20 protein-coding genes, 4 tRNA genes and 3 rRNA genes are annotated in these 22,143 nt (G+C 43.6%); 7 read left to right on the top strand and 20 right to left on the bottom strand.

The annotated features are described in order from the left end of the window. Positions 1-14: 14 nt before the first annotated feature. From tsaB to NST57_RS03200, 10 genes are all read right to left on the bottom strand, one after another. Positions 15-704, bottom strand: a complete 690-nt coding sequence (tsaB, locus tag NST57_RS03245; RefSeq protein WP_341298026.1) for a tRNA (adenosine(37)-N6)-threonylcarbamoyltransferase complex dimerization subunit type 1 TsaB — start codon at positions 702-704, stop codon at positions 15-17. Then, entirely contained in the window at positions 685-1,161 is a 477-nt protein-coding gene (gene tsaE / locus NST57_RS03240) for a tRNA (adenosine(37)-N6)-threonylcarbamoyltransferase complex ATPase subunit type 1 TsaE (protein WP_007496038.1), read from the bottom strand. The genes tsaB and tsaE overlap by 20 nt, the downstream gene beginning before the upstream one ends. A 12-nt stretch (positions 1,162-1,173) precedes the next feature. Then, positions 1,174-2,151: a thiamine-phosphate kinase gene (gene thiL / locus NST57_RS03235; RefSeq protein WP_159159410.1), complete on the bottom strand. Its 978-nt coding sequence runs from the start codon at positions 2,149-2,151 to the stop codon at positions 1,174-1,176. Positions 2,152-2,429: 278 nt separating this feature from the next. Beyond that, positions 2,430-2,506 (bottom strand) — tRNA-Asp (locus tag NST57_RS03230). A 49-nt stretch (positions 2,507-2,555) separates the two neighbouring features. Then, positions 2,556-2,632, bottom strand: a tRNA-Met gene (locus tag NST57_RS03225). 17 nt (positions 2,633-2,649) lie between these two features. Next, positions 2,650-2,765 (bottom strand): 5S ribosomal RNA (gene rrf, locus NST57_RS03220). Between the two features lie 61 nt (positions 2,766-2,826). Further along, a 23S ribosomal RNA gene (locus tag NST57_RS03215) occupies positions 2,827-5,757 on the bottom strand. Positions 5,758-5,940: 183 nt separating this feature from the next. After that, positions 5,941-7,489 (bottom strand): 16S ribosomal RNA (locus NST57_RS03210). The 16S, 23S and 5S rRNA genes sit together here with 4 tRNA genes alongside, the layout of an rRNA operon. A 179-nt stretch (positions 7,490-7,668) precedes the next feature. Beyond that, positions 7,669-7,742, bottom strand: a tRNA-Gly gene (locus NST57_RS03205). 15 nt (positions 7,743-7,757) lie between these two features. Further along, a tRNA-Arg gene (locus NST57_RS03200) sits at positions 7,758-7,834 on the bottom strand. A 369-nt stretch (positions 7,835-8,203) separates the two neighbouring features. On the opposite strand from NST57_RS03200, the gene gltP reads away from it, so the two are divergent. After that, positions 8,204-9,454, top strand: a complete 1,251-nt coding sequence (gltP, locus tag NST57_RS03195) for a glutamate-aspartate/proton symporter GltP (RefSeq protein ID WP_024719154.1) — start codon at positions 8,204-8,206, stop codon at positions 9,452-9,454. Between the two features lie 38 nt (positions 9,455-9,492). On the opposite strand, the gene NST57_RS03190 is transcribed toward gltP, so the two are convergent. Together NST57_RS03190 and NST57_RS03185 are read right to left on the bottom strand one after the other, a co-directional pair. Next, positions 9,493-10,512, bottom strand: coding sequence for a S66 family peptidase (locus NST57_RS03190; RefSeq protein WP_341298025.1), 1,020 nt, complete (start codon positions 10,510-10,512; stop codon positions 9,493-9,495). A 79-nt stretch (positions 10,513-10,591) separates the two neighbouring features. After that, positions 10,592-11,467, bottom strand: a complete 876-nt coding sequence (locus tag NST57_RS03185; protein ID WP_341298024.1) for a DMT family transporter — start codon at positions 11,465-11,467, stop codon at positions 10,592-10,594. A 295-nt stretch (positions 11,468-11,762) separates the two neighbouring features. Between NST57_RS03185 and NST57_RS03180 the strand changes: the two genes are divergently transcribed. The 3 genes from NST57_RS03180 to NST57_RS03170 all read left to right on the top strand — a co-directional run bounded on the left by NST57_RS03180 (position 11,763) and on the right by NST57_RS03170 (position 14,263). After that, positions 11,763-12,488 carry an AzlC family ABC transporter permease gene (locus NST57_RS03180; protein ID WP_007496390.1) on the top strand — a complete coding sequence of 242 codons (726 nt, stop codon included), beginning with the start codon at positions 11,763-11,765 and terminating at the stop codon, positions 12,486-12,488. After that, positions 12,485-12,805: an AzlD domain-containing protein gene (locus NST57_RS03175; RefSeq protein ID WP_142154178.1), complete on the top strand. Its 321-nt coding sequence runs from the start codon at positions 12,485-12,487 to the stop codon at positions 12,803-12,805. Before NST57_RS03180 ends, NST57_RS03175 begins: the two co-directional genes overlap by 4 nt. Before the next feature lie 102 nt (positions 12,806-12,907). Beyond that, positions 12,908-14,263, top strand: coding sequence for an IS1182 family transposase (locus NST57_RS03170; protein WP_142154945.1), 1,356 nt, complete (start codon positions 12,908-12,910; stop codon positions 14,261-14,263). Positions 14,264-14,370: 107 nt separating this feature from the next. Here NST57_RS03170 and NST57_RS03165 read toward each other — a convergent pair whose 3' ends face one another. Both NST57_RS03165 and NST57_RS03160 read right to left on the bottom strand, forming a co-directional pair. After that, a complete protein-coding gene (locus tag NST57_RS03165; protein ID WP_341298023.1) occupies positions 14,371-15,033 on the bottom strand; it encodes an O-methyltransferase in 663 nt (220 codons plus the stop codon). Positions 15,034-15,186: 153 nt separating this feature from the next. Further along, the gene (locus NST57_RS03160; RefSeq protein WP_142154174.1) at positions 15,187-15,372 is read right to left on the bottom strand and encodes a CsbD family protein; all 186 of its coding nucleotides are present in this window, start codon (positions 15,370-15,372) and stop codon (positions 15,187-15,189) included. Between the two features lie 126 nt (positions 15,373-15,498). On the opposite strand from NST57_RS03160, the gene NST57_RS03155 reads away from it, so the two are divergent. Next, the gene (locus NST57_RS03155; RefSeq protein ID WP_341298022.1) at positions 15,499-16,050 is read left to right on the top strand and encodes a GNAT family N-acetyltransferase; all 552 of its coding nucleotides are present in this window, start codon (positions 15,499-15,501) and stop codon (positions 16,048-16,050) included. A gap of 4 nt (positions 16,051-16,054) precedes the next feature. Here the strand turns inward: NST57_RS03155 and NST57_RS03150 are convergent, their stop codons facing one another. After that, entirely contained in the window at positions 16,055-16,642 is a 588-nt protein-coding gene (locus NST57_RS03150) for a LysE family transporter (protein ID WP_272511991.1), read from the bottom strand. Positions 16,643-16,757: 115 nt separating this feature from the next. Between NST57_RS03150 and NST57_RS03145 the strand changes: the two genes are divergently transcribed. Then, positions 16,758-17,312 carry a helix-turn-helix domain-containing protein gene (locus NST57_RS03145; RefSeq protein WP_017358429.1) on the top strand — a complete coding sequence of 185 codons (555 nt, stop codon included), beginning with the start codon at positions 16,758-16,760 and terminating at the stop codon, positions 17,310-17,312. Between the two features lie 42 nt (positions 17,313-17,354). Here NST57_RS03145 and NST57_RS03140 read toward each other — a convergent pair whose 3' ends face one another. From NST57_RS03140 to NST57_RS03125, 4 genes are all read right to left on the bottom strand, one after another. Next, a complete protein-coding gene (locus NST57_RS03140; RefSeq protein ID WP_008346693.1) occupies positions 17,355-17,648 on the bottom strand; it encodes a hypothetical protein in 294 nt (97 codons plus the stop codon). Between the two features lie 349 nt (positions 17,649-17,997). Further along, entirely contained in the window at positions 17,998-19,050 is a 1,053-nt protein-coding gene (locus tag NST57_RS03135) for an LLM class flavin-dependent oxidoreductase (RefSeq protein ID WP_017358431.1), read from the bottom strand. Positions 19,051-19,067: 17 nt separating this feature from the next. Then, on the bottom strand, positions 19,068-19,691 hold the full coding sequence (locus NST57_RS03130) for a nitroreductase family protein (RefSeq protein WP_024719165.1): 624 nt from the start codon (positions 19,689-19,691) through the stop codon (positions 19,068-19,070). Beyond that, entirely contained in the window at positions 19,675-20,148 is a 474-nt protein-coding gene (locus NST57_RS03125) for a MarR family winged helix-turn-helix transcriptional regulator (protein WP_007496406.1), read from the bottom strand. The genes NST57_RS03130 and NST57_RS03125 overlap by 17 nt, the downstream gene beginning before the upstream one ends. Positions 20,149-20,338: 190 nt before the next feature. On the opposite strand from NST57_RS03125, the gene NST57_RS03120 reads away from it, so the two are divergent. Beyond that, a protein-coding gene (locus tag NST57_RS03120) for an IS3 family transposase (RefSeq protein ID WP_341298021.1) occupies positions 20,339-21,528 on the top strand; the annotation gives its coding sequence in 2 pieces (ribosomal slippage) (positions 20,339-20,639 and positions 20,639-21,528; 1,191 coding nt in all). Positions 21,529-21,569: 41 nt separating this feature from the next. Here the strand turns inward: NST57_RS03120 and NST57_RS03115 are convergent. Then, positions 21,570-22,073: a dihydrofolate reductase family protein gene (locus NST57_RS03115; protein ID WP_051626197.1), complete on the bottom strand. Its 504-nt coding sequence runs from the start codon at positions 22,071-22,073 to the stop codon at positions 21,570-21,572. Positions 22,074-22,143: the final 70 nt, after the last annotated feature.

Raw genomic sequence — 22,143 nt, 5'->3', positions numbered from 1 at the left:
CTACTGTGTTGAGATTATTTTTGTCCTTCAAGCCATTTCACTTCCGCTTCTGCCAAACGAATATAATTAGGAACAAGCTGATGGACATCTTCAGCAGGGCGGTCTGCTCCTAAAAATGCGAGCACTGAAGGTCTTGGGTTGTGAAATGCATCGTCTGCGATCACAGCAGTTTCTCCTAAAATAGAAAAAATGTTCTCTTGATGAAGATGCACATCATGTCCAAGAAATAAAACAGGGTTCCCTTCCTTTTTCAGCTCTTCAAGCCAATCAGTGAGCAGGATATTTTGATCTGGTTTCACTTCTTTTATCTTTCCACCTTCAAATGTATATAACCCTGTATAAACTTGTCCTCTTCTTGCATCAAATATAGGAGAAATCATTCCATCAAAATATCGAGCATTTGCCGCCAGCGTTTCTAAACTTGAAACAGCAGATATCGGAATAGACAGCGTCCAAGCAAGTGTTTTCGCAATGGTCACACCGATTCTAACGCCAGTGTAAGAACCGGGTCCTTTGGCTACAATAATTTTGCTTAATTCGTTCGGTGCTACGCCGCATTCTTTCATCAGTGCTTCAACTGTCGGCATTGCACGTACTGAATGATTCTTCTTTAAGTACGTAATACTTTCCCCAACCACAGTGTCATCACGGACAAGAGCTATTCCGAGTGTATGGTTTGACGTATCAATTGCCAGTATGGTCAATGTCTTTCATCTCCTTACAAAGGGCCTCATAGCGCTCCCCTTTTGCATAAAACGTAAGATGACGTTCTTCTTCACGTTCTGTTCTCAGCATTTCAATTTTTAAATACGATGAAGGCAATTGAGGTTCAATGAGATGTGCCCATTCAACCAAACATACACCTTCCCCCTCAAAATATTCGCCCAGTCCAATATCTTCTTCCGCATCTTCCATACGATACACATCCATATGATAAAGTGGCAGTCTGCCATCCGTATATTCTTTAATAATTGTAAAAGTAGGGCTGTTGACGATACGGGTAATACCTAAGCCTTCTGCAAAACCTTTTGAAAAAGTCGTTTTGCCTGCGCCTAAGTCTCCTTCTAATGTTAAGACATCGCCAGGCATCACAAGTGTAGCCAAGGCAGCAGCAATTCGTTTCGTCTCATCCGCCCCTTTTGTTGTCCACGTTAACTTCATGGTGGAGTCACCTCATTTCTTAAAATGATTATATCCTTTTTTCATTAAAATTGTTTGTTGATCATGGTCTTTTAAAATAACGCTGGACGCTCGATCATCTTTGACTTGTCCAATACGCGTGACCTGAATATGTTCTTTTTTACATTGCGTCTCAAATCGCTTCCAATCCGTTTCAGGGATCGTACCAGTTAAGACAAAATCCTCTCCACCGAACAAGACCCATTCAAGCCACTCTTTATGTAACAACGGTAGATGTGGATGTTTTGGGAGCTGATCAGCTTCAATTTCCAGCGTTACACGACTCGCCTCCGCTATTTCGTTCAGCTCACTCGCTAATCCGTCACTTACATCATTCAAGGTCACCCGGGGGAAGCTTGAACAAATAAGGCCAGCAGCAATATGCGGCTGCGGCATTTTGTGTCGCTCTAGAAAAAAAGCAGTGTCAATCGAATGTGCAGCATTTACTTCATTCATTAAAAGGGATAGCCCAGCAGCTGATGAACCTAGTTCACCTGTGACAAAGACAACGTCTCCTGTCTGAGCACTATGACGGTAACAGGCTGTTCCCTTTGGAATCTCACCAATGACCGTTACTGTGATGACAAAGTCACTGCGGGTGGCTACTGTATCTCCACCGATTAAATCCATATGATATGTGTCAGCCAATGCTTTCATTCCCTCGTAAAAAGCTGCGACAATTGCTTCATCCCCATGAGGCGGGATCGCAATTGATACAAGATAATACTTAGGGGTTCCTCCCATGGCTGCGATATCACTGATATTCACTGCCAGCGCTTTAAATCCAACCTCAAAGGGTGTGGAAAAATCAAATCGAAAATGGACATGCTCTACCATTGTATCCACACAAACGACCTCTTCACAATGTGAATGAGGTTGATAAACACTAGCATCATCACCGATGCCCATGACCAAAGAACGCTGATGCGTTTCTTTTGGTGTAATTCGGCGAATAAGATCAAATTCATCCATAAAAGACAGCCCCTTCATACAATCAACTGATTGAGCAAACATGATGTCAGACACAGTTAGTATTAGTGTAGCGAATATGAGCCTCGGTTCCAACTAAAAATGATATAAAGAAAGCCTGGTATAAAAAAACCAGGCGTTGTTTGTTGAAGTCATGATCTTTTCTTATCACATTTAGTGTAGCCAAACACAAGGAATTTCATTGCATCTAGGATACTTATTGAAAGAAAAAGACATAAAAAAAAACGAAACTATACGTTTTCGTTTACAAGTTATAAAAATGGCGGTCCGGACGGGACTCGAACCCGCGACCTCCTGCGTGACAGGCAGGCATTCTAACCAACTGAACTACCGGACCATTTTGGCTGTACTCAATGAGTACTCCCTATTTAATAGGTAAAATAATTTGGTTGCGGGGGCAGGATTTGAACCTGCGACCTTCGGGTTATGAGCCCGACGAGCTACCGAACTGCTCCACCCCGCGACGATATAAAATAACAAGCTTGGCGGCGTCCTACTCTCACAGGGGGAAACCCCCAACTACCATCGGCGCTGAAGAGCTTAACTTCCGTGTTCGGTATGGGAACGGGTGTGACTTCTTCGCTATCGCCACCAAACCTGATGGAGAGAATGTTCTCTCAAAACTAGATAACAATGTTCAAGCTTCACATTAGAATATAGGTTAAGTCCTCGATCTATTAGTATCTGTCAGCTCCACGTGTCACCACGCTTCCACCTCAGACCTATCAACCTGATCATCTTTCAGGGATCTTACTTCCTTGCGGAATGGGAAATCTCATCTTGAGGGGGGCTTCATGCTTAGATGCTTTCAGCACTTATCCCGTCCGCACATAGCTACCCAGCGATGCCCTTGGCAGAACAACTGGTACACCAGCGGTGCGTCCATCCCGGTCCTCTCGTACTAAGGACAGCTCCTCTCAAATTTCCTGCGCCCGCGACGGATAGGGACCGAACTGTCTCACGACGTTCTGAACCCAGCTCGCGTACCGCTTTAATGGGCGAACAGCCCAACCCTTGGGACCGACTACAGCCCCAGGATGCGATGAGCCGACATCGAGGTGCCAAACCTCCCCGTCGATGTGGACTCTTGGGGGAGATAAGCCTGTTATCCCCGGGGTAGCTTTTATCCGTTGAGCGATGGCCCTTCCATGCGGAACCACCGGATCACTAAGCCCGACTTTCGTCCCTGCTCGACTTGTAGGTCTCGCAGTCAAGCTCCCTTGTGCCTTTACACTCTGCGAATGATTTCCAACCATTCTGAGGGAACCTTTGGGCGCCTCCGTTACATTTTAGGAGGCGACCGCCCCAGTCAAACTGCCCACCTGACACTGTCTCCCTGCCCGATAAGGGCAGCGGGTTAGAAGGTCAATACAGCCAGGGTAGTATCCCACCGATGCCTCCACCGAAGCTAGCGCTCCGGTTTCCAAGGCTCCTACCTATCCTGTACAAGCTGTACCAACATTCAATATCAGGCTGCAGTAAAGCTCCACGGGGTCTTTCCGTCCTGTCGCGGGTAACCTGCATCTTCACAGGTACTATAATTTCACCGAGTCTCTCGTTGAGACAGTGCCCAGATCGTTGCGCCTTTCGTGCGGGTCGGAACTTACCCGACAAGGAATTTCGCTACCTTAGGACCGTTATAGTTACGGCCGCCGTTTACTGGGGCTTCAATTCGCACCTTCGCTTACGCTAAGCGCTCCTCTTAACCTTCCAGCACCGGGCAGGCGTCAGCCCCTATACTTCGCCTTACGGCTTCGCAGAGACCTGTGTTTTTGCTAAACAGTCGCCTGGGCCTATTCACTGCGGCTTCTCGGGGCTTTAACACCCTAAGAAGCACCCCTTCTCCCGAAGTTACGGGGTCATTTTGCCGAGTTCCTTAACGAGAGTTCTCTCGATCACCTTAGGATTCTCTCCTCGCCTACCTGTGTCGGTTTGCGGTACGGGCACCTCTCACCTCGCTAGAGGCTTTTCTTGGCAGTGTGGAATCAGGAACTTCGCTACTAAATTTCGCTCGCCATCACAGCTCAGCCTTCACGGGAAACGGATTTGCCTATTTCCCAGCCTAACTGCTTGGACGCGGATATCCAATACCGCGCTTACCCTATCCTCCTGCGTCCCCCCATTGCTCAAATGGTGAGGAGGTGGTACAGGAATATCAACCTGTTGTCCATCGCCTACGCCTTTCGGCCTCGGCTTAGGTCCCGACTAACCCTGAGCGGACGAGCCTTCCTCAGGAAACCTTAGGCATTCGGTGGACGGGATTCTCACCCGTCTTTCGCTACTCATACCGGCATTCTCACTTCTAAGCGCTCCACCAGTCCTTCCGGTCTGACTTCACTGCACTTAGAACGCTCTCCTACCACTGTTCGTAAGAACAGTCCGCAGCTTCGGTGATACGTTTAGCCCCGGTACATTTTCGGCGCAGAGTCACTCGACCAGTGAGCTATTACGCACTCTTTAAATGGTGGCTGCTTCTAAGCCAACATCCTGGTTGTCTAAGCAACTCCACATCCTTTTCCACTTAACGTATACTTTGGGACCTTAGCTGGCGGTCTGGGCTGTTTCCCTTTCGACTACGGATCTTATCACTCGCAGTCTGACTCCCAAGGATAAGTCATCGGCATTCGGAGTTTGACTGAATTCGGTAACCCGGTAGGGGCCCCTAGTCCAATCAGTGCTCTACCTCCGAGACTCTTACCTTGAGGCTAGCCCTAAAGCTATTTCGGAGAGAACCAGCTATCTCCAGGTTCGATTGGCATTTCACCCCTACCCACACCTCATCCCCGCACTTTTCAACGTGCGTGGGTTCGGGCCTCCATTCAGTGTTACCTGAACTTCACCCTGGACATGGGTAGATCACCTGGTTTCGGGTCTACGACCACGTACTCATGCGCCCTATTCAGACTCGCTTTCGCTGCGGCTCCGCATCTTCTGCTTAACCTTGCACGGGATCGTAACTCGCCGGTTCATTCTACAAAAGGCACGCCATCACCCGTTAACGGGCTCTGACTACTTGTAGGCACACGGTTTCAGGATCTATTTCACTCCCCTTCCGGGGTGCTTTTCACCTTTCCCTCACGGTACTGGTTCACTATCGGTCACTAGGGAGTATTTAGCCTTGGGAGATGGTCCTCCCGGATTCCGACGGAATTTCACGTGTTCCGCCGTACTCAGGATCCACTCTGGAGAGAACAACATTTCAGTTACAGGGCTGTTACCTTCTTTGGCGGGCCTTTCCAGACCTCTTCGCTTATATCGTTCCTTTGTAACTCCGTATAGAGTGTCCTACAACCCCAAGAGGCAAGCCTCTTGGTTTGGGCTGTTCCCGTTTCGCTCGCCGCTACTCAGGGAATCGCATTTGCTTTCTCTTCCTCCGGGTACTTAGATGTTTCAGTTCCCCGGGTATGCCTTCTCATACTCTATGTATTCAAGTATGGATACTACTCCATTACGAGCAGTGGGTTTCCCCATTCGGAAATCTCCGGATCAAAGCTTGCTTACAGCTCCCCGAAGCATATCGGTGTTCGTCCCGTCCTTCATCGGCTCCTAGTGCCAAGGCATCCACCGTGCGCCCTTTCTAACTTAACCATTTCTTACTTTAGAAAGAATCACTATGTGTGATGAACTTTGCATTGCATTCAATGTGAATGTATTACTTATTGTTATCTAGTTTTCAAAGAACAATCCTGTCTCGCTAGAGACATGTTTTGAAGGGTTGATCCTTCAAAACTAAACAAGACGAAAAACGTACGCTGCTCCATATATCCTTAGAAAGGAGGTGATCCAGCCGCACCTTCCGATACGGCTACCTTGTTACGACTTCACCCCAATCATCTGTCCCACCTTCGGCGGCTGGCTCCATAAAGGTTACCTCACCGACTTCGGGTGTTACAAACTCTCGTGGTGTGACGGGCGGTGTGTACAAGGCCCGGGAACGTATTCACCGCGGCATGCTGATCCGCGATTACTAGCGATTCCAGCTTCACGCAGTCGAGTTGCAGACTGCGATCCGAACTGAGAACAGATTTGTGGGATTGGCTAAACCTTGCGGTCTCGCAGCCCTTTGTTCTGTCCATTGTAGCACGTGTGTAGCCCAGGTCATAAGGGGCATGATGATTTGACGTCATCCCCACCTTCCTCCGGTTTGTCACCGGCAGTCACCTTAGAGTGCCCAACTAAATGCTGGCAACTAAGATCAAGGGTTGCGCTCGTTGCGGGACTTAACCCAACATCTCACGACACGAGCTGACGACAACCATGCACCACCTGTCACTCTGTCCCCGAAGGGAAAGCCCTATCTCTAGGGTTGTCAGAGGATGTCAAGACCTGGTAAGGTTCTTCGCGTTGCTTCGAATTAAACCACATGCTCCACCGCTTGTGCGGGCCCCCGTCAATTCCTTTGAGTTTCAGTCTTGCGACCGTACTCCCCAGGCGGAGTGCTTAATGCGTTAGCTGCAGCACTAAGGGGCGGAAACCCCCTAACACTTAGCACTCATCGTTTACGGCGTGGACTACCAGGGTATCTAATCCTGTTCGCTCCCCACGCTTTCGCTCCTCAGCGTCAGTTACAGACCAGAGAGTCGCCTTCGCCACTGGTGTTCCTCCACATCTCTACGCATTTCACCGCTACACGTGGAATTCCACTCTCCTCTTCTGCACTCAAGTTTCCCAGTTTCCAATGACCCTCCCCGGTTGAGCCGGGGGCTTTCACATCAGACTTAAGAAACCGCCTGCGAGCCCTTTACGCCCAATAATTCCGGACAACGCTTGCCACCTACGTATTACCGCGGCTGCTGGCACGTAGTTAGCCGTGGCTTTCTGGTTAGGTACCGTCAAGGTGCAAGCAGTTACTCTTGCACTTGTTCTTCCCTAACAACAGAGCTTTACGATCCGAAAACCTTCATCACTCACGCGGCGTTGCTCCGTCAGACTTTCGTCCATTGCGGAAGATTCCCTACTGCTGCCTCCCGTAGGAGTCTGGGCCGTGTCTCAGTCCCAGTGTGGCCGATCACCCTCTCAGGTCGGCTACGCATCGTCGCCTTGGTGAGCCGTTACCTCACCAACTAGCTAATGCGCCGCGGGTCCATCTGTAAGTGACAGCCGAAACCGTCTTTCATCCTTGAACCATGCGGTTCAAGGAACTATCCGGTATTAGCTCCGGTTTCCCGGAGTTATCCCAGTCTTACAGGCAGGTTACCCACGTGTTACTCACCCGTCCGCCGCTAACATCCGGGAGCAAGCTCCCTTCTGTCCGCTCGACTTGCATGTATTAGGCACGCCGCCAGCGTTCGTCCTGAGCCAGGATCAAACTCTCCGAGGTATGCAGGATGCATATCACACATGCGTTGCTACACGATGTAGCGAGCTTAGCATGTGATCATTTCCTGCCTCGCCAGTTTGACTGACTACCTATGAAGTATCATAGGATTTTTTTATAAAAACTCGAATTAACAGGTACGTTTTGTCTTGTTTAGTTTTCAAAGATCATTTTTTTAAAAATGGAGCGGGTGATGAGAATCGAACTCACGACATCAGCTTGGAAGGCTGAGGTTTTACCACTAAACTACACCCGCGTGGTTAAATGTTATTGGCGCGCCCGAGAGGAGTCGAACCCCTAACCTTTTGATCCGTAGTCAAACGCTCTATCCAATTGAGCTACGGGCGCTTAATCAGGCGACTTAATTATCTTAACATATCGTTTTTATTAAGTCAACATCTTTTTGAAGTTTGTTTGTCGTATCTGTCTGAGCATCAGTGTTTCAGATGCGTCATCAGCGACGAATAAAAATATACCACGGATCATATAAAAGGGTCAATACATTTTTCTAAAAAAGTTTCATGTTTTTTAAGAAGCGCTCTTTTGTTAGATAAATAGAGTTTCAATCGCCCTAATTTCATTTCTTTCTTCATAATTCTAATGATTCTTAAATAAAATCTTTCTAAATCCAAAGGAGGACAAAACATGGTCACCTAGAATTTTTATTTATTGGAAAATTCTTAATTTTTTCCATGCATTTAAAGGAGGTAGGAGATGATGAAAAAGTTTGTCGCTTTTCAAATCATGATCGCTTTGGTGATAGGAGCTCTTATCGGCCACTTCTTCCCTGATTTCGGAATGGCACTGCGGCCCATTGGGGATGGCTTTATCCGATTGATTAAAATGATTGTAGTCCCTATTGTTTTCTCTACGATTGTCATCGGCGCAGCTGGCAGCGGTGGAATGAAGAAAATGGGCAGTCTCGGATTAAAGACAATCATTTGGTTTGAGGTCATTACGACCATCGTTCTTGGAATCGGACTTTTATTGGCCAACGTGTTAAAGCCAGGCGTTGGACTCGATTTCTCTCAATTAGCTAAGAAAGATATTGGGGAACTCGATGGTTATACTCAAAAGGTCGTCGATTTTAAACAGATGGTTTTAGACATCATTCCAACCAATATCATCGATGTCATGGCTCAGAATGATTTACTAGCAGTGATTTTCTTCGCTATTTTATTCGGTGTAGCCGCAAGCGGCATTGGGAAAGCTTCCGCTCCTGTCCTTACCTTCTTTGAATCAGTAGCACAAATTATGTTTAAGCTCACACAAATGGTCATGGTGACAGCTCCTATTGGAGTTTTAGCATTAATGGCAGCTTCTGTCGGACAATACGGCATTGTTTTACTAATTCCTATGATGAAACTTGTTGGCACTGTCTTCTTAGGATTGTTTATTATTCTATTTGTTTTGTTCCCTCTTGTCGCACTGATCTTCCGTTTTAACTACTTCGAAGTGTTGAAAATGATTTGGGATTTGTTTTTAGTGGCCTTTTCTACTACAAGTACAGAAACTGTTCTTCCACAGCTCATGTCACGGATGGAGAAATACGGCTGTCCAAAAAGAATCGTTTCCTTCGTCATCCCATCAGGTCTTTCTCTTAATTGTGATGGTTCAAGTTTATATTTATCGGTTTCCTGTGTGTTTCTTGCACAAGCGTTTGGTGTCGATATGAGTTTATCACAGCAGCTCCTCATGATGCTTGTCCTTGTTTTAACAAGTAAAGGCATTGCAGCTGTCCCGTCTGGCTCACTTGTCGTTCTTTTGGCAACAGCTCATGCAGTAGGTCTGCCAGCAGAAGGTGTCGCTATTATCGCCGGGGTTGACCGGATTATGGATATGGCTCGAACAGGCGTGAATGTTCCTGGACATGCGGTTGCCTGTATTGTCGTTTCTAAATGGGAAAAAGTATTCCGAGAATCTGCATGGGAAGTTCCAAAAGCAGGTGAAGAAACAAAAGGAATGTAATGTTTTTTATGAAGGAAAGGGGTCGCCCTTTCCTTTTTTTATGGCAAAAATGTCTGCTTCAGCACGGCTATACCTTCTTGTTGCAACTGCACCTCCGCATATGCTCCGTTAATGAGGGTCATTTGCGGCGGTACGTGTCCACAATCAATATCGTAAACAATCGGTATTTGTAATTCCTTATGCAATTCTTCATATAGATCCGTATATTCATATCCTTCCACAGGAGTGTCCACTGCACTCCGGCCAAACATGATGCCAGAGCAATGATCAAACCAGCCTGCTAGTTTTAATTGAACAAGAGATCTCTTCATGCTCGCAGCATTTAATTCACAGTTTTCAAAATACCATAGAATGGGTTCACCTTTCAGGTATGTTTCTTGAAAAGCTTTGACATCTCCAAAAGGCGTGCCAGCTAAGTGCCGGATCACATCAATACAGCCACCCATCAGTCTTCCCTTCATCGTCGTCTCTAAGTGATCAACAGTACGCCATGCGGTTGGCTCCGTTAAATGAAAGGCATGTATGCTTGGATGGTCATACTGCCATTCCTTTTGATACATATCAGAAGAAAATTGAGTAACGTCCTTTTTCTCTGGAGTGGAAAGTATTTGTTCCCACATAGCCGTCACCTGATCAAGCTCTTCCCCCTGAAGATCCACAAGGTTCGGTCCATGCGCTGTCGCAATGCCTGTATTTAATGTCAAAGCTAATAGAAGGAGACTTGTATCTGAGTAACCAAGAATCCACTTTTTTTGCATCACTGAGAAATCAAGATGCTCTAACACTTCAATAAGCAGCTGTCCTCCCCATGGCGGGATGATGTGGTCAATCTCATGACAAGTCATCATCCGCTGCAACTCATTTGCTCGTTTGATTGCAGGGGCTGATTTCGCTTTTTCCTGCTTCCATACTGTCTCTCCACATATGACTTCATAGCCTCTTTTTTCCATCCGATCGCATGACAGTTGAAACATCTCATGCAAAGATGGCTGCACACCTGAGGACGGCGCTGTCACTCCAATTGTTTGTCCTTTTTGCAAAAATGGATACTGGATCATCCTGCTCACCTCCACCTTCTATGAATCTCTCATCTATTCTTTGTAAAGAAAATTCCCCTTCTCCAAGGGGAATCTCGTCTTACTCTCTCTGACGCAGGACAGTATATACACCTGCGAAAATACACAAAATCCCAACAAACGATCGTAAGCCCATCTCTTCACCTAGAAGCATCCATCCAAGGACCGTGCCAACGATTGGTTGAAAGAAGAAAAACAGACCACCGCTTGAAGCGTCCATCAGTTGAAGCCCTCTATTCCACAAAAAGAAAGCAAGGGCCGTTGAGATGATACCTAGGTACAGAATGCCGCCCCATATTTCCGGTCTTGCCATTTGCTGCACATCAAGTTGAGGCAAACGAAACAAGACAGGTGGTGTTAATACGATAAAGGCCACAATAATCGCATATGTTGTCGTCACTACTTGAGGATACTTTCCTGGAACCCGTTTCAAAAGAACAGACATGAGCGCCCATGTTAATGCAGCGATAACCAGCGAAAGACCGCCAACAAACTCATCCGTTTGAACAGCGACAGGTCCAATCATCGTCAGTACACCTACTGTAGCAAGCAGAATGGAGACACACTTTCTCATTGTGAAAGATTCTTTTAATAGAAAGAAAGCGAAAAGCACCATAAAAGCAGGTGTGGCCGATGTGATGACGGCACCCATTTGTGCAGACGTATACATTGTGCCAATTTCTTGGGTGACGATCGAAAGAAAGTTGCCAATCAATCCAATCGCCACAATCAGCGGGATATCCTTTTTGTCTAACCGAAAAGAGTAGCCCAAACGCCAAATCGTGAACACAAGAACGACTCCAGCTACTGCATATCTCATCCAGACGAGCTCAAGTGGCGGGACCACCGCAACTGTTACTTTGACCACTACATACATACCGCCCCAAATACTAGCAGCTAACGCTAAGTAAAGGGCTCCTATATATTTTTCATTCATTTTTTCCCCTCCGTTACTGGATATATTCACTGCGATATCCACAAACGGAGATCACTCTCCGTTATGGACGGAGGTGATTTGGTACATCATGTTCAAATAAAGGCTTCCATTGCATATCAGTCACCCCAATTGTGTTTATTTTCTGATTACTTTATAACAAAATCTGGTTCACTTCAATCCTTTTTATCGCCATGTTTCTTCATATAATAGAAGTTCAATAGGATTGACATGATGAATTCGTTTTCTTATAGTAAGTAAAACAATTGATGTTTACACAGAAAAGGAGTAGAGGTATTTGGATGTTGAAGCTAGGAAACACATTCCCACTGCCGGAAACGAACCGTTTCTTGAGGGAATAAAAGATTGTGTGCCAACCTTGCTTGGTTATATGAGCATTGGGTTTGCCTTTGGAATTGTTGGCATTAGTTCGCAGTTAAGTATATGGGAAATCGCGCTGCTCTCTATCTTTATTTATGCTGGCGCTTCACAGTTTATCATCTGTGCATTACTTGTGACAGGAAGCCCCCTTTCCGCTATTATTTTCACCACGTTCATTGTCAATTTACGGCATTTGTTACTCAGCCTTACGCTTGCCCCCCATTTTACACGCTACTCTGTAAAGCAGAACATCGGGTTTGGTCTTCTGCTTACTGATGAATCCTTTGGCGTAGCAATGAATAAATTAGCACAGCAAGGAAAATTGAATAACAGATGGATGCATGGACTGAATATTACAGCTTATTTATGCTGGATTGCTGCGTGTACACTTGGCGGAATATTCGGACACTGGATTTCAAATCCAGAGGCGCTTGGTCTTGATTTTGCCTTATCTGCGATGTTTGCTGCGCTGCTCATTCTTTCTTTACAGACGGTGCCAAAAAATAAGCTAACCCATCGCTTGTCACTTGTTTTATATATGTTTGTTGCGATGTTTGTGCTGCTTCATTTTGTTCCTTCACACGTGGCTGTTTTGTTGGCAACTGTGCTTGTTGCCACTATCGGGGTGGTGACAGATAAATAATGAGCAGTTTTATGTTATGGCTCATTCTTGGCTGTATGATTGTGACCATCATCCCAAGAGTAGTTCCATTTTTATTTGTAAGGAGTATCCAGATGCCAGAAGTGGTGCTCAAATGGTTATCGTTTATTCCTATTTGTATATTTACCGCTTTGATTGCAGAGCATCTATTCATACATACTACAGCAGGCGTCACCATTCACTGGATGTACCTTGCTGTCTTGCTTCCAACTGTGTTAATTGCTATTTGGACAAAAAGCTTGTCCCTCACCGTTCTAGTAGGCGTCATGCTGATGGGCACAGCTAGATGGTTTTTCTAATAGAAAAAGCTTAACCGGATGCGGTTAAGCTCAGCTTGTAGACAAAGTCTACAGGCTTTTTTGTATAATAAGGGTAATAACACTAATCTGTGGGGGATAAATATGTTATCGAAACGTGAAGAAGAAAGACGAAATCAATTAGAAGTAGTGGCTTTAGATGAATTAGTGCCTCAAGATCATCTTGTACGAAAAATTGATCAAGCGATCGACTTTGATTTCGTTTATGATCTTGTCAAAGATCATTATAGTTCTGACAATGGTAGACCAAGTGTTGATCCCGTTGTTCTCATTAAGATGGTCTTAATTCAATATCTATTTGGCATTCGCTCTATGCGGCAAACCATTAAAGAAATTGAAACCAACGTGGCTTATCGTTGGTTTATTGGATATGGATTTTCTGAGAAAATCCCGCACTTTTCTACCTTCGGTAAAAACTACGTGAGACGCTTCCATGATACAGATTTATTCGAACAAATTTTTTACCGAATCTTAAGAGAAGCGATGAAAAAAGGACTCGTTGACCCTTCTATTGCCTTCATTGACTCCACTCATGTAAAAGCGAATGCCAATAAGAAAAAACTTGAAAAGAAAATTGTTCGAGTAGAGACGAGAAGTTATCAAAATCAGCTTCATGAGGAGATCAATATTGACCGTGAAGAACATGGAAAAAAGCCTTTACCCCTACAGAATAAAGAAGAGACAAAAGAAATCAAGGTAAGTACGACTGATCCAGAGAGTGGCTACTATGTGAAGGATGAGCGAGAAAAATCATTTGCCTATTCATTTCATACGGCTTGTGATTCTAAAGGATTTATTTTAGGATCACTGGTCACTGGTGGAAATGTTCATGATAGTCGTATGTTGGATTCACTCGTATTAAAGGTGACAGAAAAAGTCGGAAAACCATTTGTAGTCGCAGTAGATGCAGGTTATAAAACACCTTACATCGCTAAGTTTTTAATGGATCAAGAGATAAGACCTGTCATGCCTTACACTCGTCCAAGAACAAAAGCTGGTTATTTGAAAAAGAATGAATACGTGTATGATGCATATTTTGATTGTTACATTTGCCCCAACGGGCAAATTCTCTCTTATCGTACAACGACTAGAGAAGGCTATAAGCAATATGCGTCTGATTCAGAGGTATGTAAATCCTGCTCGTTTTTAAATAACTGTACACAAAGTCAAAATCACACCAAACAAATTCATCGGCATATTTGGCAGGACTATCTAGATGAAGCAGACCATCTGAGACTGACACAAATGAATAAAGACATTTATGCAAAACGGAAAGAAACAATAGAACGCGTTTTTGCGGATGCAAAAGAAAAGCATGGTATGCGTTGGACGAAACTTCGTGGACTCAAAAAAGTTTCAATGCAGGCGATGCTTACTTTCGCTGCCATGAATCTCAAAAAGCTAGCAAACTGGACATGGAAAGGACCATGTCCAGCCTAAGACAACAGATAAATTTTATCAAAATCAGTGAAAACCCCACTTTTACTTTAAGTAAAAGTGGGGTTTGTCTACGGTCTGAGCTTAACCGGATGCGGTTAAGCTTTTTGTCATTTTACGATACCGTATATAAAGCCGTCATAGCCTTTTTCGCCAACAGTTTGAATAGCGGTTGCTTCTATTCTCGACTCTTGTTTGAGTAAATCGAAAAATTCACGCGTTCCCTTCACTCGCTCATCTTGATCAGAGGCATGAAGAACTGCCCCATTTCTGACCACATTGTCTGCAATAATGACTGTTCCCTTTTTTGAGAAATGTAACGCCCACTTCAAATATTGCGGGTTGTTTGGTTTGTCTGCATCAATGAAAATCAAATCGAACGGGAGCGTATCCTGCTCTTTTAACTGAGATAAAGTATCTAACGCTTTTCCTTGTAAAATGGTGACACGTTCTGCTAGGCCTGCTCTGTCTATGTTTTGCTGTGCTGTTTCTGCATGATGACTGACAGCCTCTAATGTCATGAGTTCTCCATCCGCTTCAAGTGCACGGGCAAGCCAAATGGTACTATAACCGCCAAGTGTACCGATTTCTAAAATGCGCTTTGCACCCTTGGTTTTTGCTAACAAATAAAGCAGTTTCCCTTGGGCCGGCGACACATCTATTTCTGGTAACCCGGCTTGCTTATTCCTGATAAGAGTTTGCTCCAATACGTCATCTTTAGCCATCAATTTGTCTTTGATATACTCGTCAACTTTCCCCCATACTTGCTCCATTTCATCCATCTCCCTTGTTCATGTCTTCTATTTAAAGTCTACATGACGGAAGCGAGAATATATAATCAATTCTTTTCACACACCTATTCATTTTATTGATGAAAGGAATGTGATGATGGATACATGGGGCGAGTACCTGCAAGTATGTGCAAACTACTGATTCAGCTTATTTTTCACGTCACCTTTTTTATCTTGAAGCTTTCCTTTTACTTGATCTTTCTTTCCTTCTGCTTTCAGGTTTTCACGATCTGTCGCTTCGCCAAGTTTTTCTTTCACTTGACCTTTGACTTGATTTGTTTTTCCTTTCGCTTTATCCATATGTCCATTTTGTTCCCTCATTTGTTCCACCTCCACGTTTGATACTGTTTATTTATCCTTTTTGCACATGACAAAACATCTGAGTGTGCTGTGTGGACGTTTCAGGTATGATAGACATAATGGAATGAAAGGTTGGTGGTCTGTTCAATGATCATTTCTGAAAGTATGTTCACTGTACGTGGTGTGACCTATCGTATTCGCTCTGCTGCATTAGCAGATGCCAAACAGTTATCAACTCTCAGACTGAAAATCGATGGTGAAACCGAATATTTAGATCGTGAACCGGGTGAAGCTTTTATTGATGAGAAAGGGTTCGAGGCGTTGATTCAAGAGGATTCCAATGAATGCCGTCATCTCTTTTTAGTTGCAGATATTGAAGGAGACATTGTCGGTTTTTCAAGATGCGAAGGGCATTCTCTTAAGCGCTCTGCTCACAAAGTAACGTTTGGCGTCGCCGTACAGAAGGCCGCTTGGGGCTATCACATCGGGAAAGAACTTTTAGCTACATCGATCGACTGGGCAGATCAGCAAGGCATTCAAAAGATGTCACTTCAAGTAATGGAAACCAATCTCAAAGCCATTCGTTTATATGAACACTATGGCTTTGAGATTGAAGGATTGTTAAAAAAAGATAAACGGCTGGCGGACGGCATGTATTATGATACGGTTGTGATGGGCAGGCAGCGACCAGTCTCCTGACCGCTTACATGACATAACCCCAGATCATCGAAATCGCACTATAGATAAGTAGAAGTCCCATGACGAACTGGAACGGCCGCTGATAAAGAGTCAAAAAACGCTTGAATAACGAGCCAAATAAACTCCAGCTAAATGTGCCTAAAAAACCGATGATGGCAAGAATCAGTGTCAATAACATGTATTGCATATTGGACTGTCCATACGGCAGAACAAAAGTGGAAATGACGGTTAATCCATACAAGATGGCTTTCGGATTAATAAATTGCAGTAGCATACCTGGGATAAAATGATTATAGCGGTCTAGGGTTTCGTCATCTCCGCCTTTACTTTTCATGATTTTGACAGCCAAATAGATCATGTAACTGGCTCCGATGAAAGCCATGACCCAGCCGATTTTCGGCATGACTTGATACAGAATCATATTGAAGAAACCGCTCAAACACAAAATGACCAAAAATCCGATCCCAACACCTAAACAAAATCGAAATGTTTGCTTGACCCCATATTTATTCGTAAAGACCATCGCCATGATATTATTCGGTCCAGGGGTAAAGCTGGTAACAAAAGCATAAATCAACATGGAAACAATCAAACTGTTACCTCCTTTTCCATACGTTATTTAGACTTAAAAGTCTTTATTACGTATATATTACGTTTTATTGTACTATTCAGTCGTTATAAAGTAAATGCAGAAAGGAGTTTTTTTGATGGAGGATGTACAATCGATTATTGCTAGAAATGTAAAACTGCTAAGAGAGCAAAAGAAATTAAGCCTAGAAAAGATGGCTGAGGTAACAAATGTGAGTAAAACGATGATCGGACAAATCGAAAGAGGAGAATCCACACCGACCATCACCACTCTGTGGAAAATCGCCAATGGGTTGAAGGTGTCTTTTAGTGAACTTATTTACGCACCGCAGCCTGAGATTAAGTTTGTGCGAAAAGAAGAAGGACAAGTTTTAACAGAGGACGAGGGAAGGTATCGGGTATATACGACGTTCCCATTTGATGACCTGAGAAAATTTGAAGTCTATCAGGTAGAAATTGATCCTCATGGCTCGTTAAGTGCGGAAGAACATATCGGCGGTACAGAGGAATTGATTACCGTGTTTGAGGGAGCACTTGATTTATCGATCGGTGATGAGCAATACACATTACAAGCTGGCGACTCGATTCGGTTTAAAGCTGACCGTGCCCATGAGTATAAACAATCAGGAGAACAGATGGTCCGGCTGCAAATGATTCTTTATTATCCCCATTAAAAAAGCTGACAGGCTTGTCCACCTGTCAGCTTTACATTTTATTTAATTAAATCCTGGATCGCGTACAACCGTTCCAGTAAAGGTAACTCTATATTTTCCTAAACCTAACTCTTCAATTGATGATTGATAGAGAATACCGACCCATCCATCCTTTGCATATGTAATACTTGATGGGATGTTTGACGTCGTATATGTTCTCGTTTCCGAGACGGTTCGACTTGCTTGTACCGTTACTTCACTGTTTACTTTCCCCTTCGCTTCTACCGGGACAGCGGTGACACCCGCACCCGTTAAAACAATTGCTCCAACCAAAACAGAAGTTATGACCTTTTTCATACAAAAATCCCTCCCTTTTTTTGTTGAACATATTAACCATACCATAATTTAGAACTTTCGTAAGTTATTTTTTCATTTTTTTGAAAATTATGATATGATTGTCTTATGCTGGATAGAGGGTGTTACATACTTCTATGCTTTTATCCTCACCTCGTTCTAGTGAAACAATTGATAACGGAGGTGATTTCATGAAAAAATGGCTTATCTGTTTTCAACTTGTTTTCCTCTTCACCTTGACGGCCACACCATTTGCTTCTGCTGCTTCATGCCCTACAGTGAAACCATGTGTTATTGATCCTTAAGCATAAGAAAAAGTCGATCAAGCCTATTCCCTTGATCGACTTTTTTGTTATGCTTGTTCGGCTTCCCAGCGGGCAACCTCTTCTCTTACTTTAGGAGCCACTTCTTTTCCAAATAACTCAATAGCTTTCAGTACTTGATCATGCGGCATCGAACCGACTGGTACGTGCAGCATGAAGCGCGTGATGCCTACATTTTTTCGCAGATGAATCACTTTCTCTGCCACGGCATCTGGATCTCCTACATACAATGCACCTTCTAATGTTCTTGCTGCATCGAATGTAGAACGGGTATAAGGTCCCCAGCCTCGTTCTCTTGCTAATGTATTCATGACATGCTGTGTAGAAGGGAAGAATTGATCTGCTGCCAATTCTGTTTCCTCCGCAACAAATCCATGTGAATGGGATGCCACCGTTAATTTCTCAGGATCATGCCCAGCGTGAATCGCAGCTTGCTTGTAGAGCTGCACTAGCGGTGCGAACTGTCTAGGGCTGCCGCCAATAATGGCAAGGACAAGTGGTAATCCTAATAATCCAGCACGTACGACAGATTCTCTGTTTCCTCCACTGCCAATCCAGATGGGAAGCGGATCTTGAACAGGTCTTGGGTATACGCCGACATCTTGAATCGCCGGGCGGTGCTTACCGCTCCACGTCACACGCTCTGACTGCTGTAATTTCAACAGTAAATCTAGTTTTTCTTCAAATAATTCTTCATAATCATCTAAGTCATAACCAAAAAGCGGGAACGATTCAATAAATGAACCCCGGCCAGCCATAATCTCTGCACGCCCGTTAGACAGGCCATCTAATGTCGCAAAATCTTGAAATACACGAACAGGATCTGCCGATGAAAGAACAGTTACCGCACTTGTCAGACGAATATTCTTTGTTTGTGTTGCCGCAGCTGCTAATACGACTGCTGGATTTGATGCGGCGAAATCTTCACGATGGTGCTCTCCTACGCCAAAAACGTCGAGACCCACTTGATCTGCTAAAATAATTTCTTCTACTACTTCACGAATACGCTGTGCGTGGCTGACTGTTTTTCCTGTTTGAAAGTCAGGTGTTGTTTCTACAAATGTACTAATTCCTAGTTCCATGAATGGAACCCCCTATCTTATAAATATGTCACAAATTCAGAGACCGGCTTGCGATAGCCTCTCGCTTGTCTGCTCTCTACTTTTTCTTTTCCGAGCGTGATCATTAATACAGGAACCAAATCTGATTCGATGTTTAACACCTTTTTCATTGCTTCGGGGTCAAAGCCGATCATTGGGCAAGTATCCCATCCCTTGTTTTTGGCGGCAAGCATAAATAGCATGGCAGATAATGAAGCATTGCGAATCGCCTCTTCTTTCTGAAAGTCTGATCCTCTCTGCACATAAAAACTCATCGTCTCTCTGACCATTTCCTCATATTGTTGCGCATTTAAGATGCCGAGCATTTTTAGGCCTTCATAAATGTTTCCTGCTTGCTCATAAGCTTTCGGATCGCCGAGTACAATGATCGCTGCTGAAGCGGAATGCACCTTATATTGTCCAAATGCAGCATCTCTTACTTGCTCTTTAAGCGCTTCTGATTGGACGACGACATATTGCGTATGCTGTAAATTAAAGGCTGAAGGTGCCAGCTTCACTTCTTCAAAGATACTATTAAGCTCATCTCTCGAAATCGAGATATTTGGCAAAAAATTTGATGCTGATCGTCTTTCACGTACCAATGTATCAAAGCTGTGTGTCATCTTGTTTCCCCTTTTCGTGAAGTTGTTTTGCACCTAAACCGATTTTTTTCAACCATTCAATGAGCTGCTCTTTTTCCTCTGTTTCGATAAAGGACAGATTTTGTGATATGACATCTGTGTGTTTTGGAAAAATATCGTCAAATAACTGCTTCCCTTTATCTGTCAGCAATACATGGAATACACGTTTATCAGAAGGTGCACATTGTCTTTTGACTAATTCTTGTTTTTCTAATTTGTTGACCACATAGGTGATGCTCCCACTTGGAATGGATAGAATCTCACTAATTTTTTGAACGGGATGCGGTCCCTTACTATACAGTAATTCAAGAATTTGAAAGTTTTCAAATCCGATATCATAACGTTCAATGTCTTTTTGGATGTTTGCAAAAAGGGCATGGTAGGCTTTCATCCACACTCGGAAGAGCCTTAAGTCTAATTCCTGATCTTGCTGCACCATGGCAACTACTCCTTTTTCAATAAATCCTAAAACTAGGATAAATTTATCCTAACACTAGGATATTTTCTTGTCAACGTGTTTGTTTGATTAAAAAAAGACCCCTGTGATGATATTATCCCCTCTAAGTAGACAGTGTAAAAAGCCCAAGAACATATTTTGGCTGTTACACTATACTTGGAGGGGATTTTTTATGGCGAGAAAAGGACAACAATTTCAACACTATTCTAAAGAGTTTAAGATGAAAGCTGTCAAAATGTACGAAGAAGGAAACAAAAGTTATCAGTCATTGTCTGAAGAATTAGGTATCAAAAGCTCCACTCAGTTAAAAAGTTGGGTCAGAAAATTTCGTGAGGGGCAATCTTTTGAAGATCAAAGAGGAAAACATACAAAGTCAGAAAATCCTTTTAACGGACGTCCCAAGTTCATGTTTAAAAATGTGGAAGAAGAAAGAGATTATTTAAAGGCACAGGTAGAATACTTAAAAAAGCGTTATCCAAATCTACACGGAGAGGATGGATTTTAAAGAATGTGAGGTTTGAAGTTGTTCACGAATTAAAGAGTTTTTTTCCGTTGACATGGCTCGTCTGCATCGCCAAAGTATCACGATCTGGGTACTATAAATGGCGTAAGAATCAAAAGATTCGAATGGAACGACAACTGAAAGAACAAATCCTCAAAGAACACATCATGGCCATTCATCATTCAAGACCCTTCTATGGCTATCCTCGGGTGACAATCGCTTTAAAGAAAGAAGGATTTCGCATCAACCATAAGCGTGTCTACAGGTTGATGAAAGAGATGAACATCCAATCAATCATTCGAAAAAAACGGCGGTATTTCGGAAGACAAGCTTCGGTTGTCCATCCAAACAGATTAAACCGAAAATTTAAAGCCAATCAATACAATCAGCTATATGTGACTGATATTACCTATATCGCTTGCCAGCATCACTTTTATTATCTTTCAGCTATACAAGATCTATACAACAATGAAATCGTCGCATGGAAACTGTCAAAACGAAATGATCTTGAACTGGTCATGGAGACATTAAAGAACTTGACATCCCTGCGGGATGTCAAAGGAGCCCTACTTCATTCAGATCAAGGATTTCAATACACAACAAAAGCATATCAAAAGCGACTAGAAAACGTTGGTTTGAAGGGCAGTCATTCCCGAAGGGGAAACTGCCTGGATAATGCCTGTATCGAATCATTTTTCTCCCATCTCAAAACAGAGAACACTTACTTTTCTTCGTGTCAAACGGAAGAAGAGCTTCATAAAAGCATAGAAGATTACATTCAATTCTATAATCACGATCGATTCCAGAAAAAATTAAACCAGTGTGCTCCGGTAGAATACCGTCACACACTGGCAGCTTAGGCTTTTTATAATTGTCTACTTGACAGGGGTAAGACCATGATTCAGTGGTCTTCTTTTAACACAAAATGCATTTCAGCAATTTGTTTGTATTGATTCACTTGTTGTAATGAAAATCTAGATTCCTGTTCAGTTGGAGGGAAAAGAGGGATTCCTTTTCCAATCATGACAGGTGCGATTTGGAGATACAGCTCATCGACTAATCTTTCTTTTAATAATGCTTGAAGCAGTTCCCCGCCCCCTAAAATCCAAATATGCTGGCCTTTTTCATTTTTTAAATTTTTGATAAAAGAGAGAACATCTTCACGAACGATGTGGGTTCCTGTATGACTGTCTTGTAAAGTGCGAGAAACGATATAACATGTCTTGTCTTCATAAGGAAACCCATCAGGTGAGAGCTTTAGAACCTGTTCGTATGTGTTCCGTCCCATGATCAGCGTATCGACTGAAGCATAAAATTCCTCATATCTCGTATCCTCTTCGCCCTCTGTTCCTATGAGCCAATCTAAACGGTGATCATCCCTTGCTAAATATCCATCAATGCTCATTGCCCCATAAAATAGTAATTTCCTTTTCAATCTCACCACTCCCCGCCTCAAATAAGAACGTACATTCCCA

The organism is Bacillus sp. FSL M8-0077 (assembly GCF_038050255.1).
Taxonomy (GTDB): domain Bacteria; phylum Bacillota; class Bacilli; order Bacillales; family Bacillaceae; genus Bacillus; species Bacillus altitudinis.
The sequence above is the reverse complement of the archived record's forward strand: the minus strand, read 5'-3'. Positions and strand labels throughout refer to the sequence as shown.

Coding starts and splice junctions, on each gene's coding strand:
- NST57_RS03160 (WP_142154174.1), bottom strand. CDS start 15,372: ATGAGGGAACAAAATGGACATATGGATAAAGCGAAAGGAAAAACAAAT.
- NST57_RS03155 (WP_341298022.1), top strand. CDS start 15,499: ATGATCATTTCTGAAAGTATGTTCACTGTACGTGGTGTGACCTATCGT.
- gltP (WP_024719154.1), top strand. CDS start 8,204: ATGAAAAAGTTTGTCGCTTTTCAAATCATGATCGCTTTGGTGATAGGA.
- NST57_RS03170 (WP_142154945.1), top strand. CDS start 12,908: ATGTTATCGAAACGTGAAGAAGAAAGACGAAATCAATTAGAAGTAGTG.
- NST57_RS03185 (WP_341298024.1), bottom strand. CDS start 11,467: ATGAATGAAAAATATATAGGAGCCCTTTACTTAGCGTTAGCTGCTAGT.
- NST57_RS03130 (WP_024719165.1), bottom strand. CDS start 19,691: ATGACACACAGCTTTGATACATTGGTACGTGAAAGACGATCAGCATCA.
- NST57_RS03145 (WP_017358429.1), top strand. CDS start 16,758: ATGGAGGATGTACAATCGATTATTGCTAGAAATGTAAAACTGCTAAGA.
- NST57_RS03190 (WP_341298025.1), bottom strand. CDS start 10,512: ATGATCCAGTATCCATTTTTGCAAAAAGGACAAACAATTGGAGTGACA.
- NST57_RS03115 (WP_051626197.1), bottom strand. CDS start 22,073: ATGAGCATTGATGGATATTTAGCAAGGGATGATCACCGTTTAGATTGG.
- NST57_RS03140 (WP_008346693.1), bottom strand. CDS start 17,648: ATGAAAAAGGTCATAACTTCTGTTTTGGTTGGAGCAATTGTTTTAACG.
- thiL (WP_159159410.1), bottom strand. CDS start 2,151: ATGGATGAATTTGATCTTATTCGCCGAATTACACCAAAAGAAACGCAT.
- NST57_RS03125 (WP_007496406.1), bottom strand. CDS start 20,148: ATGGTGCAGCAAGATCAGGAATTAGACTTAAGGCTCTTCCGAGTGTGG.
- NST57_RS03165 (WP_341298023.1), bottom strand. CDS start 15,033: ATGGAGCAAGTATGGGGGAAAGTTGACGAGTATATCAAAGACAAATTG.
- tsaE (WP_007496038.1), bottom strand. CDS start 1,161: ATGAAGTTAACGTGGACAACAAAAGGGGCGGATGAGACGAAACGAATT.
- NST57_RS03135 (WP_017358431.1), bottom strand. CDS start 19,050: ATGGAACTAGGAATTAGTACATTTGTAGAAACAACACCTGACTTTCAA.